The organism is Marinobacter alkaliphilus (genome assembly GCF_055394375.1).
Genome location: NZ_AP043751.1, coordinates 2193011 through 2209760, shown reverse-complemented (window position 1 = coordinate 2209760; position 16750 = coordinate 2193011). Strand labels below are relative to the sequence as shown.

Annotated in this window: 17 protein-coding genes; 12 read left to right on the top strand and 5 right to left on the bottom strand. The window is 57.0% G+C overall.

The genetic code is table 11. The features are described 5' to 3' along the window. Window positions 1-3: 3 nt before the first annotated feature. The 3 genes from mreD to ACZ5Q2_RS10090 all read right to left on the bottom strand — a co-directional run bounded on the left by mreD (window position 4) and on the right by ACZ5Q2_RS10090 (window position 2419). Window positions 4-480, bottom strand: a complete 477-nt coding sequence (gene mreD, locus ACZ5Q2_RS10100) for a rod shape-determining protein MreD (protein ID WP_072676720.1) — start codon at window positions 478-480, stop codon at window positions 4-6. After that, on the bottom strand, window positions 480-1304 hold the full coding sequence (gene mreC, locus ACZ5Q2_RS10095) for a rod shape-determining protein MreC (protein WP_286250979.1): 825 nt from the start codon (window positions 1302-1304) through the stop codon (window positions 480-482). The genes mreD and mreC overlap by 1 nt, the downstream gene beginning before the upstream one ends. A 71-nt stretch (window positions 1305-1375) precedes the next feature. Further along, window positions 1376-2419: a rod shape-determining protein gene (locus ACZ5Q2_RS10090; protein WP_058092032.1), complete on the bottom strand. Its 1044-nt coding sequence runs from the start codon at window positions 2417-2419 to the stop codon at window positions 1376-1378. Window positions 2420-2817: 398 nt separating this feature from the next. Between ACZ5Q2_RS10090 and gatC the strand changes: the two genes are divergently transcribed. The 3 genes from gatC (at window position 2818) to gatB (ending at window position 6106) form a co-directional block, all read left to right on the top strand. Then, on the top strand, window positions 2818-3105 hold the full coding sequence (gatC, locus tag ACZ5Q2_RS10085; protein ID WP_058092033.1) for an Asp-tRNA(Asn)/Glu-tRNA(Gln) amidotransferase subunit GatC: 288 nt from the start codon (window positions 2818-2820) through the stop codon (window positions 3103-3105). Between the two features lie 69 nt (window positions 3106-3174). Further along, window positions 3175-4632, top strand: a complete 1458-nt coding sequence (gene gatA, locus ACZ5Q2_RS10080) for an Asp-tRNA(Asn)/Glu-tRNA(Gln) amidotransferase subunit GatA (protein ID WP_432210187.1) — start codon at window positions 3175-3177, stop codon at window positions 4630-4632. A gap of 22 nt (window positions 4633-4654) precedes the next feature. Further along, window positions 4655-6106, top strand: coding sequence for an Asp-tRNA(Asn)/Glu-tRNA(Gln) amidotransferase subunit GatB (gene gatB, locus ACZ5Q2_RS10075; protein ID WP_432210188.1), 1452 nt, complete (start codon window positions 4655-4657; stop codon window positions 6104-6106). 428 nt (window positions 6107-6534) lie between these two features. On the opposite strand, the gene rimO is transcribed toward gatB, so the two are convergent. After that, a complete protein-coding gene (gene rimO, locus ACZ5Q2_RS10070; protein ID WP_432210189.1) occupies window positions 6535-7875 on the bottom strand; it encodes a 30S ribosomal protein S12 methylthiotransferase RimO in 1341 nt (446 codons plus the stop codon). A 307-nt stretch (window positions 7876-8182) separates the two neighbouring features. On the opposite strand from rimO, the gene ACZ5Q2_RS10065 reads away from it, so the two are divergent. The 8 genes from ACZ5Q2_RS10065 to ACZ5Q2_RS10030 all read left to right on the top strand — a co-directional run bounded on the left by ACZ5Q2_RS10065 (window position 8183) and on the right by ACZ5Q2_RS10030 (window position 14323). After that, complete coding sequence (locus ACZ5Q2_RS10065; RefSeq protein ID WP_432210190.1) at window positions 8183-8605, top strand: PilZ domain-containing protein; 423 nt, start codon at window positions 8183-8185, stop codon at window positions 8603-8605. A 164-nt stretch (window positions 8606-8769) separates the two neighbouring features. After that, window positions 8770-9684 (top strand): sulfate adenylyltransferase subunit CysD, encoded by a 915-nt coding sequence (gene cysD / locus ACZ5Q2_RS10060; protein WP_286250991.1) that lies wholly within the window; start codon window positions 8770-8772, stop codon window positions 9682-9684. Window position 9685: 1 nt separating this feature from the next. Then, entirely contained in the window at window positions 9686-11344 is a 1659-nt protein-coding gene (gene cysN / locus ACZ5Q2_RS10055; RefSeq protein WP_061331544.1) for a sulfate adenylyltransferase subunit CysN, read from the top strand. Between the two features lie 75 nt (window positions 11345-11419). After that, window positions 11420-11746 carry an addiction module protein gene (locus ACZ5Q2_RS10050; protein ID WP_197463815.1) on the top strand — a complete coding sequence of 109 codons (327 nt, stop codon included), beginning with the start codon at window positions 11420-11422 and terminating at the stop codon, window positions 11744-11746. After that, on the top strand, window positions 11743-12045 hold the full coding sequence (locus tag ACZ5Q2_RS10045) for a type II toxin-antitoxin system RelE/ParE family toxin (RefSeq protein WP_061331546.1): 303 nt from the start codon (window positions 11743-11745) through the stop codon (window positions 12043-12045). Before ACZ5Q2_RS10050 ends, ACZ5Q2_RS10045 begins: the two co-directional genes overlap by 4 nt. A 212-nt stretch (window positions 12046-12257) precedes the next feature. Further along, complete coding sequence (locus ACZ5Q2_RS10040) at window positions 12258-13274, top strand: nucleoid-associated protein (RefSeq protein ID WP_061331547.1); 1017 nt, start codon at window positions 12258-12260, stop codon at window positions 13272-13274. Window positions 13275-13544: 270 nt separating this feature from the next. After that, a complete protein-coding gene (locus ACZ5Q2_RS10035) occupies window positions 13545-13844 on the top strand; it encodes a nucleotidyltransferase domain-containing protein (protein ID WP_061331548.1) in 300 nt (99 codons plus the stop codon). Then, entirely contained in the window at window positions 13841-14323 is a 483-nt protein-coding gene (locus tag ACZ5Q2_RS10030; protein WP_061331549.1) for a hypothetical protein, read from the top strand. Before ACZ5Q2_RS10035 ends, ACZ5Q2_RS10030 begins: the two co-directional genes overlap by 4 nt. Here the strand turns inward: ACZ5Q2_RS10030 and trmH are convergent. Beyond that, window positions 14320-15054 carry a tRNA (guanosine(18)-2'-O)-methyltransferase TrmH gene (gene trmH / locus ACZ5Q2_RS10025; protein ID WP_061331550.1) on the bottom strand — a complete coding sequence of 245 codons (735 nt, stop codon included), beginning with the start codon at window positions 15052-15054 and terminating at the stop codon, window positions 14320-14322. The genes ACZ5Q2_RS10030 and trmH overlap by 4 nt on opposite strands. 339 nt (window positions 15055-15393) lie before the next feature. Between trmH and miaB the strand changes: the two genes are divergently transcribed. After that, complete coding sequence (gene miaB / locus ACZ5Q2_RS10020; RefSeq protein ID WP_061331551.1) at window positions 15394-16740, top strand: tRNA (N6-isopentenyl adenosine(37)-C2)-methylthiotransferase MiaB; 1347 nt, start codon at window positions 15394-15396, stop codon at window positions 16738-16740. Window positions 16741-16750 lie beyond the last annotated feature (10 nt).

Here is a 16750-nt window from a genome sequence, read left to right as displayed (position 1 = left end):
GTGCTAGCCCAGCTTCCGGTTCAGGCGGTCCAGCAGGCCACTGACAAAGGGCCAGGCGACCGCACTGGTTAATGCTGGCCACAGGTAACTGAACCCCGCCGTATCGGCGCCCAGCAGTTGTTTGATGAAGTGCACCAGCATCTGGTTGATGCCCAACAACAGGAAGACCATAAGGCATTGTTGCGGTAGCGGGTACATTCTCAAGCGCTGATGGATGGTCAGCACCAGGAAAGCAATGAGTGCCATACCCAGCGCATTGGTGCCCAGGGGGGTGGCCTCAAGCACATCCAGTAATAGCCCGAGACACCAGGCCATCAGAATCCCAAACTGCGCCGGTGCACGGAAGGTCCAGTAAAAAACCACCAAACCCAGCCATTCCGGACGGAATTCAAACCAGCCTACCGGGAACAGGGATATACTCAACACCAGCGCAAGCACAACGGTCACGAAAAACAGCGGGTAGCTAATGACCGACAGCATCAGTTGGCCTCCTCTTCCGTGGTCTGCGGTTCCGCAGACTCGCGGCGCTCCCGGGACTCAGGCTGAAACACCACCAGCACAAGCCGGCTCTGGTTCAGTCTGGCCATGGGCCTGGCCCGAATCGTCACGAAGGGTTCCCCTGGTTCCTTGGTGATCTGGCTGACCTCAGCCACCGGATAGCCCCGGGGGAAACGGCCACCAAGGCCGGAGCTGACCAGGGTATCGCCTTCCCGTATATCGGCAGTATCCGGCACATGCACCAGATCCAGCTGATTGACTTCACCATTGCCCAATAACACCGAACGCAAGCCATTTCTGACCACTTCGACGGGCACCGCATGGCTACTGTCCGACACCAGCAACACACGGGAGGTGAACTGGCTGGTCTGCACTATCTGCCCCATCAAACCTTCGGCATCCAGTACAGCCTGCCCGGTGGTCACACCGTCGCTATGGCCTTTGTTGATGATGATCTCGTGGGAAAACGGATCGGGCGAGACACCCACCACTTCGCCCACGATCACCCGGTCATCCAACACTTCAGAGGAGTTAAGCAGCCGGCGCAACTCGTTATTCTCTGACGCCAACGCCGCATATTTCAGCGCACGCCGCTCGAGTATCAGCATTCGGGCCTTGAGTTCTTCGTTTTCACTCTGGAGGTCTTCACGGCTGACAAAGAGCCCGGAGAACCAGTCACTGAATCGGTAGGGGGCATTACCCAGCCAGTATACCGGAGCCAGGCCGGTGGCGAGAGTACTGCGAACAGGTGTGAGCTTGTCAAAACGGGCATCGGCAGCGATCAACGCTGCCGATACCAGAATCACAAGAAAGAGTCTGAAGCCGGGTACCGGCCCCTGGACAAAGATGGTTTTAATGGCTTAGCCCTCCCACGGGATTAACCCTCCTGGGAGAACATTCCGATGCCACCGCGATCAATGACTTCCAGCGCCTTGCCGCCACCACGGGCAACACAGGTCAGGGGGTCTTCGGCGATGATCACCGGCAGACCGGTTTCTTCACTGATAAGTTTGTCGAGGCCTCGCAGAAGTGCACCACCACCGGTAAGCACGATTCCGCGCTCAGCGATATCAGACGCCAGCTCAGGTGGAGACTGCTCAAGCGCGCTTTTGACGGTTTGCACGATCTGGGCAAGTGATTCCTGCAACGCGTCGAGAATCTCTTCGCTGTTCAGGGTGAACGCACGGGGCACACCTTCTGCCAGGTTGCGACCACGCACATCAATCTCGCGGATATCCAGGCCTTCATAGGCGCAACCGATTTCATGTTTGATCCGCTCGGCGGTGGAATCGCCGATCAGGCTGCCATAGTTGCGGCGCACATAGGTAACGATGGCTTCGTCGAACTTGTCGCCGCCAACCCGCACCGATTCAGCGTAAACGATGCCGTTCAGGGAAATAATGGCGATTTCCGTAGTCCCACCACCGATATCGACAATCATGGAGCCGCTGGCTTCTTCAACCGGCAGGCCTGCACCAATGGCCGCGGCCATGGGCTCTTCAATCAGGAACACTTCACGAGCACCCGCGCCCAGGGCAGACTCACGGATGGCCTTGCGCTCCACCTGTGTGGACTTGCTGGGCACACACACCAGTACGCGGGGGCTGGGAGTAATAAAACTGTTTTCGTGCACTTTATGAATGAAGTGCTGGAGCATTTTTTCGGTAACAACGAAATCCGCAATCACACCGTCTTTCATTGGGCGGATGGCGGTTATGTTGCCGGGGGTACGGCCGAGCATGCGCTTGGCTTCGGAACCCACAGCAGCCACCATTTTCTGGGAGCCGCTGGTGCGGATGGCAACAACGGAGGGTTCGTTGAGTACGATTCCGCGTTCACGCACGTAGATTAGGGTGTTGGCGGTGCCCAGGTCGATGGACAGGTCGCTTGAGAAGATGCCTCGGAGTCTTTTGATTAACATTCGTGTTGTTTCAACCTGAGAGTTGCGGTTGCGGATGTAGAAGAATCACGCAACTTTAGCAGTGAGGCCATTCTCAGGCAAGGCAACATCAGGGCTCTCAGCTTACCATTCTCACATTTTCGGTACTGTTTCGGGGCCAATCTTGGTTGTGATTCTGCTAATATGTCGGGCTTGTTTTCTCTGGGTGCAAGGATGCCTTGGGGAGGGGCTTTCCAAAAAACGCTCCTTTGGCACATCCCTGTGGCGCTTCGGCTCCGCCATCCATGGCTCCGCAGATTTTTGGAAAGCCCCTCCCCAAGGCATCCCCGGACAGCTGAAAAGCGCCAAAATCAGCCAGTTAGAGTCGTTCGGGCTCTTTAGGATTAAATTGTTTTCACACACGCTTTAATGGAGGCAACGTGAGCATTTCCCGCGAGGACATCGAGAAAGTTGCCGTGCTCGCCCGCATCAAGGTGGACGGCGAGCAGGTTTCGGCTCTGGAGAAGGATCTGGGCAATATCCTGGATCTGGTGGATCAGTTGAGTGCAGCGGATACCGATTCCGTGGAGCCGATGGCGCATCCACTGGATGCCGTACAGAAGCTGCGGCCGGATGTGGTTACCGAAACCAATCAGCGGGAGGCGTTTCAGGCGATTGCGCCGGCGACCGAGGATGGGTTGTACCTGGTCCCCAAGGTCATTGAGTGAGCCTTGAGGCAACTGAAATAGCTTAGTAACCGGCAGGTTGTCTGACGATCACATATTTCGGGATTGATGATGCATAACAAATCCGTAGCAGAACTTTCCAGGGAACTGGAGAGCGGCAAGATTTCCAGTGTAGAGCTGACTCAACAGTTCCTCGACCGTCTGAAACAGGAAGACGGCAAGTACAACAGCTTTATTACCATCTCCGAAGAGCGCGCATTGGCCGAGGCGAAAGCGGCGGATGAAATGCGGGCGGCGGGTAAGGCCACGGTATGGACCGGGGTGCCCTTTGCCCACAAGGACATCTTCTGCACCAACGGCATTCGCACTACCTGCGGCTCCAGGATGCTGGAGAATTTTGTGCCGCCTTACGACGCCACGGTGACAGCAAACTTCAAGGCGGCCGGCGCGGTTTGTCTGGGCAAGACCAATATGGATGAGTTCGCCATGGGGTCTTCCAACGAGTCCAGCTTCTACGGTGCAGTGACCAACCCCTGGGGGCTGGCCAGCGGCGACAAGCGGGTGCCAGGAGGTTCTTCCGGCGGTTCCGCCGCTGCCGTAGCTGCGCGGCTGGTGCCGGCGGCGACGGGTACGGATACTGGCGGCTCTATTCGCCAGCCGGCAGCGCTGTGCGGCATTACCGGGCTGAAGCCGACCTATGGCCGGGTATCCCGGTACGGGATGATTGCCTTTGCCTCGTCTCTGGACCAGGGCGGGCCGATGGCGCGTACGGCGGAAGATTCGGCGTTGATGATGAATGTGATGGCCGGCCATGATCCCAGGGATTCCACCTGCATCGACCGGGAAGTACCGGATTACACCGCTACTCTGAACGAGCCGCTGAAAGGCCTGAAGATTGGCCTGCCGAAGGAATACTTCAGCGACCAACTGTCTCCGGCCATGGAAGAGCAGGTTCGCAACGCGATTCGCGAGTATGAAAAGCTGGGCGCCACGGTAAAGGAAGTATCCCTGCCCAACGCGAAGCTGGCCATCGCGGCTTATTACGTGATTGCCCCGGCGGAAGCCTCAGCAAACCTGTCCCGGTTTGACGGTGTACGTTATGGCTACCGCTGCGACGATCCGAAAGACCTGATGGATATGTACACCCGCACCCGGGCGGAAGGATTCGGGAATGAGGTTAAGCGCCGGATTCTGGTGGGAACCTACGCCCTGTCCGCTGGTTACTTTGATGCCTATTACTTGAAGGCCCAGAAGGTTCGCCGTCTGATCCAGCAGGATTTCATCAATGCGTTCAAGGAAGTGGACGTGCTGATGAGCCCAGTGTCTCCGACACCTGCGTTCAGGCAGGGCGAGAAAAACACCGACCCGGTGTCCATGTACCTGGAAGACGTGTTCACCATCGCCATCAACCTGGCGGGCATTCCGGCCATGTCGGTGCCGGCAGGGTTTGTCGACGGCTTGCCGGTCGGGCTGCAGATTATCGGGGATTACTTCTCCGAGGCCCGTTTGCTGAACGCTGCCCACCAATTCCAGCAGGTGACCGACTGGCACCAGCGTGAACCCCAATAAGCCCGGATTAGGAGACGAACGCATGCAGTGGGATATCGTGATCGGGCTGGAAATTCACGTTCAGCTCGCCACCCAGACCAAGATTTTCTCCGGCTCCAGCACCGCCTACGGTGCCGAGCCCAACACCCAGGCCAACGCCGTTGACCTGGCCATGCCCGGTACCCTGCCGGTACCCAATGAGCAGGCCTTCCGTTATGCGGTGATGTTCGGCCTGGCCACCAACGCGGAAATCGGCCGCCGCTCGGTCTTCGAGCGCAAAAACTACTTCTACCCGGACCTGCCCAAGGGCTACCAGACCACCCAGCTGGCCCAGCCGATTGTCGGCCCAGGCTACGTGGACATCGACCTGGCCGACGGAAGCACCAAACGGGTACGCATTCACCACGCGCACCTGGAAGAAGACGCCGGTAAATCCCTGCACGAAGACTACCACGGCATGTCCGGCATTGACCTGAACCGGGCCGGCACGCCGCTGATCGAGGTGGTGACGGAACCGGACATGAACAGCGCCGACGAAGCCGTAGCCTTCGCCAAGAAGCTGCATAGCCTGGTGACCTCGCTGGGGATCTGTGATGGCGATATGTCTCAGGGCTCCATGCGCTTTGATGTGAACATCTCCCTGAAGCCGAAAGGCTCCGAGGAACTCGGCACCCGCACGGAAACCAAGAACCTGAACTCCTTCCGGTTCATGGAACAGGCCATCGCCCATGAAGTAGAGCGGCAGATGGATATCCTGGAGGATGGCGGCCGCATTGTGCAGGAAACCCGCCTGTACAACGGCGACCGGGACGAGTCCCGGTCCATGCGCACCAAGGAAGAAGCCAACGACTACCGCTACTTCCCCTGTCCTGACCTGTTGCCGGTGGAAATCGACGACGCCTTCATCGAAGACGCCCGCGCCCGCCTGCCGGAACTGCCGGACGCCCGCAAGGCCCGCTTCAAGGAGCAATACGGCCTGAACGACTACGACGCCGGCGTGCTGTCTGGCGACGCCAAGCTGTCAGCGTTCTTCGAAGAAACCGTGGAACACGGCAAAGACGCCAAGCTGGCCGCCAACTGGATTCAGGGCGAATTCTCCGCCCGCCTGAATGCCGACGAGAAATCCGTAGCCGAAGCTCCGATTTCAGGCGCACAATTGGGCGCACTGGTTACCCGCATTGCCGACAACACGGTTTCTTCAGCAGGTGCGAAGAAGGTCTTTGAAGCCTTATGGTCAGGTGAGAACGGCGACGTTGATGCGATCATTGACGCCAAGGGCCTGAAGCAGGTCTCCGATACCGGCGCTCTGGAAGCCATGGTCGACGAGGTGCTGGCCGGCATGCCGGACCAGGTGGCCCAGTATCAGGGCGAGGAAGATCCTAAGAAGCGCAAGAAGATGCTTGGCGGCTTCATGGGTCCTCTGATGAAGGCTTCCAAGGGCCAGGGCAACCCCAAGCTGTTCAACGAGATTCTTGTTCGCAAGCTTGGTGGTTAACTTTTGGCTTTGGTGTGGCCGTTTTGTTTCGGCCCTAGCCTTCGGGATTGGGAGGAACTGCCTTGGCGGGTAGAACCTCCCAAAAAACGCCCGTGAATACGTCCCTGTAGGGCTTCGTCGCGCCATCCCTGGCGCTCCAGATTTTTGGGAGGTTCTACCCGCCAAGGCATCCCAACTGCGGAGGTGTCATCGTGAAGACACACAATCTGCCTGCGACCGCCCCCAAGACAGCAAAAGCACTTCTAGACTATACCCGCCAAGGCCGGGAGGGCGTGTTTGGTGGCCCTTCCCAAAAATCTCGGAGGCCATGGATGGCCGGAGCGAAGCGCACATGGATGTGCTCGTAGCGTTTTTTGGGAAGGGACACCAAACACGCCCTGCTCCCAAACTGGCAGGCTAGAGCCGAAGCCCAAAAACCGCGACAAAAGTCAGACCAAACGAGCCCAAAGGTCATGTTCGTCAGCGTGCTCCACAACGGCCTGCACAATCTGACCGGGAACCAAATCGGTTTCGTCGTTCAGGTAAACCATGCCATCAATCTCCGGCGCATCCGCCTTCGAGCGACCTATCGCACCTTCCTCATCAACCTCATCGATGAGCACATCAATCGTCTTGCCGATTTTGGCCTGCAATCGGGCAGCTGAAATCTCCGCCTGCTTTGCCATAAAGCGGGCCAGTCGCTCTTCCTTGACCTCTTCCGGTACGGCACCTTCCAGCTCATTGGCCCTGGCGCCCTCAACCGGGCTGTAAGTAAACGCACCCACGCGGTCCAATTGCGCCTCATCCAGCCAATCCAGCAAGTACTGGAAATCTTCCTCGGTTTCACCCGGGAAGCCGACAATAAAGGTTGAACGAATGGTCAGTTCCGGACAGATTTCACGCCAGGTCCTGATGCGCTCCAGTGTCTTGCTGTCATGAGCCGGGCGTTTCATGGCCTTGAGTACTTTCGGGCTGGCGTGCTGGAACGGGATGTCCAGGTACGGCAGGATCTTGCCTTCGGCCATCAGCGGGATGATGTCGTCCACGTGGGGGTACGGATAGACGTAGTGCAACCGCACCCACACGCCCATCTCACCCAGCGCCTCGCACAAGGACTGCATCTTCGTTTTCACCGGGCGGCCCTGCCAGAAACCGGTTCGATACTTGATATCCACGCCGTAGGCGGAGGTGTCCTGGGAGATGACCAGCAGCTCTTTAACGCCGGCATCCACCAGCCGCTTGGCTTCATCCATCACATCGCCGATCGGACGGCTGACCAGCTTGCCGCGCATGTCCGGGATGATGCAGAAGGTACAACTGTGGTTACAGCCTTCGGATATCTTCAGGTAAGCATAGTGCCTTGGCGTAAGCTTAATGCCCTGTGGCGGCACCAGATCCACAAAAGGGTCGTGGTCTTTTTTCGGCGGCACAAACTGGTGCACGGCGCCCACAACTTCCTCATAGGCCTGAGGGCCAGACACCGCCAACACCCCGGGATGGGTCTCGCGAATTTTCTCCGCTTCCACACCCATGCACCCGGTCACAATCACCTTGCCGTTTTCGCTGATGGCTTCGCCGATGGCATCCAGGGATTCCTGCTTGGCCGCATCAATAAACCCACAGGTGTTCACCACTACAATGTCGGCATCGTTGTAGGTAGGCACCACCTCATAACCATCCAGCCGTAATTGAGTCAGGATACGCTCTGAGTCTACCAGTGCTTTGGGGCACCCCAGACTGATAAAGCCTACTTTTCCGCCCTGAGCCGTGTCTTGTATTTTCTCGGTCATAAATTTCCGCAGGAATCCCGGAGCCTGGCTCCAAATGTGTGTAAGCGGCGATTTTAACTCACTGGACTGTCATCTGCAGCTCTGCACTTCCCGCATATGCATGCAATACCCCTTTAATAAAACCGAAATGACGCACCAAAATGTGACGCCGTGTTCAGAAAATTTTAATAAAGATGTAACAATAGCTTCGACTATCTTGCTGATCACTTTTTAAGCAGCTACAATTTCAAGTGCTTAAGCGTTCTTTTGGAAGGCAATTATGGGAAAGGCAACGTCGTTTGATACTACTCGCGCCAGAAAAATCAAAATGAAACCTGCACCAGCCAAACAGAATCTCAGAAATCAGCAGCGCGTCGGTGTGTCGACCGAGATTACTGTTGAGAAAAATGACGGCTGCTGCCTGACGTGCAAGGTCTCTAATCTGTCTCGAGCCGGTGTGATGATCTCCTGCGATCAGGACGTTGTTCAACAGCTCATTCCCGGTATGCGCGCGCCGGCCCCAGGGCACTGGATTGGCGTGAAAACCCGTTTCACCGTGCCTGTGCTTCCAACGCAACCAGTCACTGTGCTTGCAGATGGCAATATCGTGCATATGCGGCGCATCTCCCGAAATGAATTCCAGATAGGTATCCAGTTCAGTGAATTTGAGGGCAACGGGTTTGATTACATCGACCGCTATGTTGCCAAACTGCTGTCTGACGCCCGAACAGCGAATTACGACACCCACTGAAACCACCGACACCGGCTCAGCACGCCCGGAGTCCCCGGCACGTTGGGTTCGGCGCCATATTATTAGAACTTAAAATTCTTACCAGAAATCTTCTTATACCCTGCCGCCGCCTGATATAGTTGGTCAACCGATTTACAGCCATCACACAGCCCCTGCGGCAATGGATGACCATGACCACATACAACCTCACTCATCTCAAACAGCTGGAAGCCGAAAGCATCCACATAATCCGGGAAGTGGCGGCCGAGTTCGACAACCCGGTCATGCTCTATTCTATCGGCAAAGATTCTGCCGTGATGCTGCACCTTGCCCTGAAGGCCTTCTACCCTGGGAAGCTGCCTTTTCCGTTACTGCATGTTGATACCACATGGAAATTCCGAGAGATGATTTCGTTCCGGGACAACGTGGCGGAGAAGTTTGACCTCGACCTGATTGTGCACATCAACGAAGAAGGCGTGAAGCAGGGTGTCGGACCCTTCACCCACGGCAGCGCCAAGCACACCGACATCATGAAAACCCAGTCCCTGAAGCAGGCCCTGAACAAGTACAAGTTCGACGCCGCATTCGGGGGCGCCCGCCGGGATGAGGAAAAATCCCGCGCCAAGGAGCGGGTATACTCCTTCCGCGACGAGCACCACCGGTGGGACCCGAAGAACCAGCGCCCGGAGCTCTGGAACATCTACAACGGCAAGGTTAACAAAGGCGAGAGCATTCGTGTGTTCCCGCTCTCCAACTGGACCGAGCTGGATATCTGGCAGTACATCTACCTTGAAAACATCGATATCGTACCGCTGTATTACGCGGCGGTGAGACCAGTGGTAGAACGCGATGGCACCCTGATTATGGTGGACGACGACCGCATGCCGCTGAAAGAAGGCGAGAAGCCTATGATGAAGTCAGTGCGCTTCCGTACGCTGGGCTGCTACCCGCTGACCGGCGCCATTGAATCCGAGGCCAACACCCTGCCCGACATCATCCAGGAAATGCTGCTGGCCACCAGCTCAGAGCGGCAAGGAAGGGTCATTGACCACGATTCAGCCGGCTCCATGGAACAGAAAAAGCGGGAAGGGTACTTCTGATATGTCACACCAGTCTGATTTGATCGCCGATGATATTCTGGCTTACCTGAAGCAGCACGAGAACAAGGAACTCCTGCGCCTGCTCACCTGCGGCAGCGTGGATGACGGCAAGAGCACACTGATTGGCCGGCTGCTGCACGACACCAAGATGATCTACGAAGATCATATGGCAAGCCTGAAGACTGACAGCGCCAAGATGGGCACCACCGGTGAGAAGCTGGACCTGGCCCTGCTGGTGGACGGCCTGCAGGCCGAACGGGAACAGGGCATCACCATTGACGTGGCGTACCGCTATTTCAGCACCGACAAGCGCAAATTCATCATCGCCGACACCCCGGGCCATGAGCAGTACACCCGTAACATGGCCACCGGCGCCTCCACCGCGCAACTGGCGATCCTGATGATTGATGCCCGCCACGGCGTGATGACCCAGACCCGCCGGCACTCCTTCATCGCCTCCTTGCTGGGCATTCGCCACATTGTGGTAGCGGTAAACAAGATGGACCTGGTGGACTTCAGTGAAGATCGCTTTAACGAGATCCGTGAAGACTACCTGGCGTTCGCCAACAAATTGGGCCTGAAAGATATCCGTTTTGTGCCGATTTCCGCCCTGGATGGCGACAACGTGGTGAACAAGAGCGACAACACGCCCTGGTTTACCGGCCAGCCGCTGATGGAAATCCTGGAAACTGTGGAAGTTTCCCGGGACAAGAACCTGGAACACTTCCGCTTCCCTGTGCAATATGTCACCCGCCCCAACCTGAACTTCCGGGGCTTCTGTGGCACTATCGCCTCGGGCGTTATTCGCCCGGGCGACACGGTGATGGCCCTGCCCTCACGCCGCACCAGTAAGGTCAAGGAAATCGTCACCTTCGACGGCAACCTGAGCGAGGCCTACATCGACCAGGCGGTCACCCTGACCCTGGAAGATGAAATCGACATCAGTCGCGGGGATATGCTGGTAAAGGCAGAAGACGAGCCCGAGGTGCACAACCGGTTCAATGCCAACATTGTGTGGATGACCGACGCGCCGCTGGAAACCGGCCGCCTCTACGACATCAAGCTGGGGCCCACGTTTACCTCTGGTACGGTGAAGAGCATTCATCACCAAACCGACGTAAACACCCTGGAGCAGAACCCGAACCCAAGCCAGCTTCAGCTGAATGAAATCGGCCTGTGCGAGCTGACCCTGAACCAGCCCATCGCGTTTGACGCCTACCAGCGCAACCACGCCACTGGCAGCTTCATCGTCATCGACCGGCTGACCAACGTAACCGTTGGCGCCGGCATGATTGCAGGCCTGACCGATGGCCTGGATTCCCTGGACCCGGTTACAGTGGAAGAGCGCGAGCGCCGCCTGGCGCAGAAGCCGGCGATCATCGCCTGCACCGGCAAGCAGGCCCCGCAACTGGCCCTGGCCGTGGAGCGGGCGCTGTTTGACCAAGGCAAGACGGCGGTCGTGGTGACTGAAGAAAACACCGGTGACGCCGACGAACGCCGCCGCGTAGCCCAGCTGCTGACCTCCCACGGCCTGGTGGCTGTGGCCGTAAACCTCGGGTCTGACATTGCCAATGCCAGCGTTTCAGCTGATTCGGAGGCGGATATTCCGGCTGCCGTTGCGGGGCTTCTGCAGGAGTTGGCTCGGAGTCAGCGGGTCTGAGGTCTGAGATTGGCCGCTTGCACTGATTCCCCTACCTTGGCGGGCGGGCTTGCCGGGGTGGGGGAGAATTTTTCTTTGGAAAAACAACTCGCTTCGCTCAGACATCTTTTTCCGGCAGAAAAACCCTCCCCCACCCCGGCGCCGACAGAGATTTGGAGTGGTACACTGAAAGATAGTTTTCAGGTATGGAGCGGAAGGATGGCTGCTATTAATCAGATGACCGACCTTGAGAAGGTTCAGGCTATGGAACAGCTTTGGCAATCTTTGACGGTAAACAACTGCATGCCCGAGCCGCCCGAATGGCATGGCAGGGTACTCGCAGAACGCGCCCAAGCCGTTGAAGAAAGTAAAACTCAATACACCTCGCTTGCAGCCTTGAAGGAACGTGGTCCACGGCGATGAAACACAGGGAAGTAAGGCTCACGGACGGAGCACTTCAGGACATCGACAACGCTGTAAGCTTCTACAACCAAATTGAGTACGGACTCGGCAGATATTTCTTCGATTCAATCCTTACTGATATAGAGTCACTCGAATTCTTTGGTGGACTCCATCAGCGGCATTTTGGCCACTACGCGAGCCCCGCAAAACGCTTCCCTTTTGTTATTTATTACAAAGTTGACGAAACATTCGTCGATGTTCGCGCCGTTCTCGACACACGAAAAAATCCTGCAAATACAGCCCAACACCTCAAAAGATAGCCATCGAAACCAGGACAAGGATATGCCGGTCGCGGGGTGGTGGTTTATTTTTCTGCCGGAAAAAGATGTCTGAGCGAAGCGAGTTGTTTTTCCAAAGAAAAATAAACCACCACCCCGCGACCTGCCCCCAATCTGGAAAGCTAAAAATGAATCCCACACCAATCCATGGCAAAATCCCCCGCCACCAGAGTTAACCACAGGAGCTGAACACCATGGCCATCAAACACCTGCGCACCGCCTTCGCCAGCCAGTACCAGCCGGGCCAGCCCGCCCGCCTTGTTGCCGGCGAAGCCCTGCAGGAGCCCGGTGGCGATTACGAAGCCCTGCACAAACAGATGAAGCGCCTGTTCAACAGCAAACCCGGCAAGAAATACGGCCGCTTCTCGGACGACATCGGCGAATGCCCCTTCAGCGCCTGGCTCAAAGACTACCTGGAAGACAAACAAACCTTCGCCGCCATGACCGACCGCCTGTTCGGCCAATGGCAGGAACTACTCAACGGCAGCCAGGAGGAATTCGACGGCCACCTGATGGTGGTGCATGACGCCCTGGCAGATTCGGAAGTGGTGTACCTGTTCATCCTCGAAACCGACGGCGCCATGCGTTTTGACGGCAGCCAGAAACTGGACTCAACGGACGTGTTGAGCCTGTCACGCCTGAACCTGGCGGTTCGAATCGAGCTGGATGAGTGGCGCAACGAGAACACCAGCGATAACTACATGACCGTGGTCCATGCCCGCGGCACCGGAGACCCCGGCGAGCTATTCCTTCGCCTTTGCGCCTTCACCAACAGCGTGGATGTGGAAAAGGAAACCATGACCTTCCTGGACGCGGTGGAAGCCTTCGCCAAATCCAGCGAACCGGAAAAAGCCGGTGAAGTCCGTGCCAAAGCCTACGAGTTCTGCAAAGACCAGCATGCCCTGGGCGAGCCTGTGGCCATCGAGGCCCTGTCCAACTACCTGGACGAAAGCCAGCCCGAGCGTTTCAAGGAATTCGCCAGCAAGAACGCGGAAATGCCCGAAACCGGCGTGCTGCACCCGGACCATCGCAAGGTCAAGAAACTGGTGCGTATTGCCGGCTCTGGTGGAGGTATGAGTGTGTCATTCTCTTCAGATCTGGTGAACCAGGCGGTGTACTACGACCGTGACAAAGATGCCTTGACCATCACCCGACTGCCCAAGGCTTTGCGGGAGCAGTTGCAGCGGTATCTGGAGGCTCGCGAGGACTGAGGAGTTGGCATCGTTTTCGTAGCCTGCCGGTTATGGGGGCGGGTCGCGGGGTGGGTGAAGCTTTTTTCTTTGGAAAAACAACTCGCTTCGCTCAGACATCTTTTTCCGGCAGAAAAAAGCTTCACCCACCCCGCACCGGCATTGCTCCATTCTGAACGCTTAGGTTTCGGCTTCTATGTGGAACACTACGAAGATGGTCAGTCTGATCGGGAAAGTCTATGCTTGTCTCCATGATTAGATATTGACGGAGTTAACAAGGGGCGCATCACGGTGAGGTTAACGTCTGAAGAAGTACTTGTTATCAAGGCCTCGGTCAGGGAGATTTTTGGCCCGGACGCCAGAGTGACCCTGTTTGGATCGCGCGCCGATGACACAGCCAGAGGGGGCGACATCGACCTGCTGGTCACTATCGACGAAGTCGCAGACCACCCTGCCTGGTATGTGGCCAGACTTCAGGCGAAAATCATCAAACAGCTAGGTGACCGAAAGATTGATGTTCTATTGGATGCTCCAAATCTTGAGCGAGCCGTAATTCACCAGATTGCCCGGGCACAAGGAATTGCTCTGTGAAAGTATCACCAGAAACACAGGAAAGGCTCCGATTTTTGAGCCGAGTAATTGAAAAGGAAATCAAGCACCTGAACTACGCTGCGCAACAGGTCTTTGATCCGGGCTTACCCTTTCAATCTGTTGAAAAGCTGGACTCAAACCCGGAGCTGGCCATGAAGGTCGAAGCCTTCACCAGCCGCTTTTGCCGTCTGCAAGACACTCTGGGAGATAAACTACTTCCCGCGTTGTTGATTGCCCTGGGCGAACCAAAACAGGCACTGCTATTCAACCTCGAAAAAGCTGAGAAGTATGGCTGGCTTGGATCTTCTGAACAGTGGATTGCAATCCGGCAATTGCGCAACCAAATGATCCACGAGTACATCGAGAACGCTCAGACATTATTTGATGCACTGACCACGGCGCACTCCAAGATCAGCGTGCTGACACAACTTGCCAGCGAGCTCGAGAAGCAAGTCGGAGTATTGGTCCATAAACACTAGCTGGCGTCAATATTCTCCGGTTGGTCATCCCACCGGGGTCGATTTGCTCTCAGCTTTCTGACTTCCTGCATCCACCCTACCCCGTCGATCAGTTCGCCGGTTTCGTGGTCGATTGGCGGATACGGCAGATTGCGGTCGTCGCAGTAGCGCTTAACCGTCGGCTGGCACCAGCAGAACAGCAGGCGGTTGTATTCCTCATCCGGCATCCGCCGCTGGTCAAACATACCCGCCAGCTTCCGCTGACGCTGGGCCTCGGAAAGGATAATCGAACAGGCTGAAGACACATTCAGCGACTCCACCATCCCCATCATCGGAATCACAATATGCTCATCCGCCTGCTCGGCGGTCACCGGGTTCACACCATCCACTTCGTTACCCATGATAATGGTGCACGGCACGGTGTAATCCACCTCCCGAAAATCCACCGCCCGGTCTGACAACTGCGCGGCATAGAGCTTGTGGCCCTGCGCTTTGAGCTCGGTGACGGCATTATCCATGGTGGGATGGGTGTGGGTTGTTACCCAATGAAAGCTGCCACCGGCTGTCTTACGAAATGCCCGAAAACCCTCCTTGGGCCAGACCACGTGCATATTGGCCAGGCCAAAGGCATCGCAGGACCGGATGATGGCCGACAGGTTTCTGGGTTTGTGCACCTGATCCGTCAACACCCGCAGGTCGGGTTGGCGGGTGTTGAGGACTTGTTTGATTCGGGCGAGGCGTTCGGGGGTCATCGTTTCGTTCACTCTATTGCGATTTCGCCAGACCCACACCATGTCTCACTTTGCGTGGAATCCAGCACTTATGTTCGGGGAGGGTTGTGGCAGTGGCTTTCCAAAACCTTGCGGAGCCATGGATGGCGGAGCAGAGCGTACAGGGAAGTATTCACAGCGTGTTTTGGAAAGCCACTGCCACAACCCTTCTTTCACCCGAACAAAAAGGGCGAAGATGATAACACAGCAAAACCCGAGACAACGGTGGTTGATGTTTAAGCACCCCGTTATAATGTGCAGTCCATTTTTGTCAGCGCCCCACACCACCCCGGCGCCAACACACCAAACTACGTGAGACCCATGGCCAAGAAGCTGTTCATCAAAACCCACGGCTGCCAAATGAACGAGTACGACTCTGCCCGCATGGCAGACCTGCTCAAAACCGGCGAAGCGGTTGAAATGACCGACACCCCGGATGACGCCGACATCCTGCTGCTGAACACCTGCTCCATCCGCGAAAAAGCCCAGGAGAAAGTGTTCCACCAGCTCGGCCGCTGGAAACGTCTCAAAAGCAAAAAGCCCGATATGATCATCGGCGTCGGCGGCTGCGTCGCCAGCCAGGAAGGCCAGGCCATCCTCGACCGGGCCCCTTACGTAGACATGGTCTTCGGCCCGCAAACCCTGCACCGCCTGCCAGACATGATCACCGAAGTGCGCACCAAGGGTAACGGCGTAGGCGTGGTCGACGTCAGCTTCCCGGAAATCGAGAAGTTCGACAACCTGCCCGAGCCCGGCGCCGACGGCCCCTCTGCGTTTGTCTCCATCATGGAAGGCTGCAGCAAGTACTGCACCTTCTGCGTGGTGCCCTACACCCGCGGCGAAGAAGTCAGCCGCCCGGTGGACGATGTCATCGCCGAAGTGGCCCATCTGGCCGCCCAGGGCGTTCGGGAAGTGAACCTGCTGGGCCAGAACGTCAACGCCTACCGCGGCGACACCCACGACGGCGACCAGATGGACCTGGCAGAACTGATCGAAGTGATCGCCACCATCGACGGCATCGACCGCATCCGCTACACCACCTCCCATCCGGTGGAGTTCAGCGACGCCCTGATCGAAGTCTACGAGCGGGTACCGGAACTGGTCAGCCACCTGCACCTGCCGGTACAGAGCGGCTCCGACCGCATCCTCGCGGCCATGAAGCGCGGCCATACAGCGCTGGAGTACAAATCCAAACTCCGCCGCCTGCGCAAGATCCGCCCGGACATCAGCTTCTCCTCCGACTTCATCATCGGCTTCCCGGGTGAAACCGATAAGGATTTTGAGGACACCATGAAGCTGATCAACGACATCGGCTTCGACATGTCCTTCAGCTTCATCTACAGCGCCCGTCCGGGTACGCCGGCCTCTGACCTGCCGGACGATACGCCGATGGAGGTCAAGAAACAGCGCCTGAGCATTCTGCAGGATCGACTGAACCAGAACGTCATGGATATCAGCCGCAAGATGGTGGGCTCTACCCAGCGGATTCTGGTGACCGGACTGTCCAAGAAAGACCCTGGCGAGTACGCTGGCCGCACCGAGAACAACCGCATCGTTAACTTCCGCCACGAGAATCCTGAGGTGGTTGGGCATTTCATCGACGTGGAAATCGTCGAGGCCTACGCCAACTCACTTCGCGGTGTGCCTGTTGGTTCTGAGTTTTACTGAGCTTTGGCTC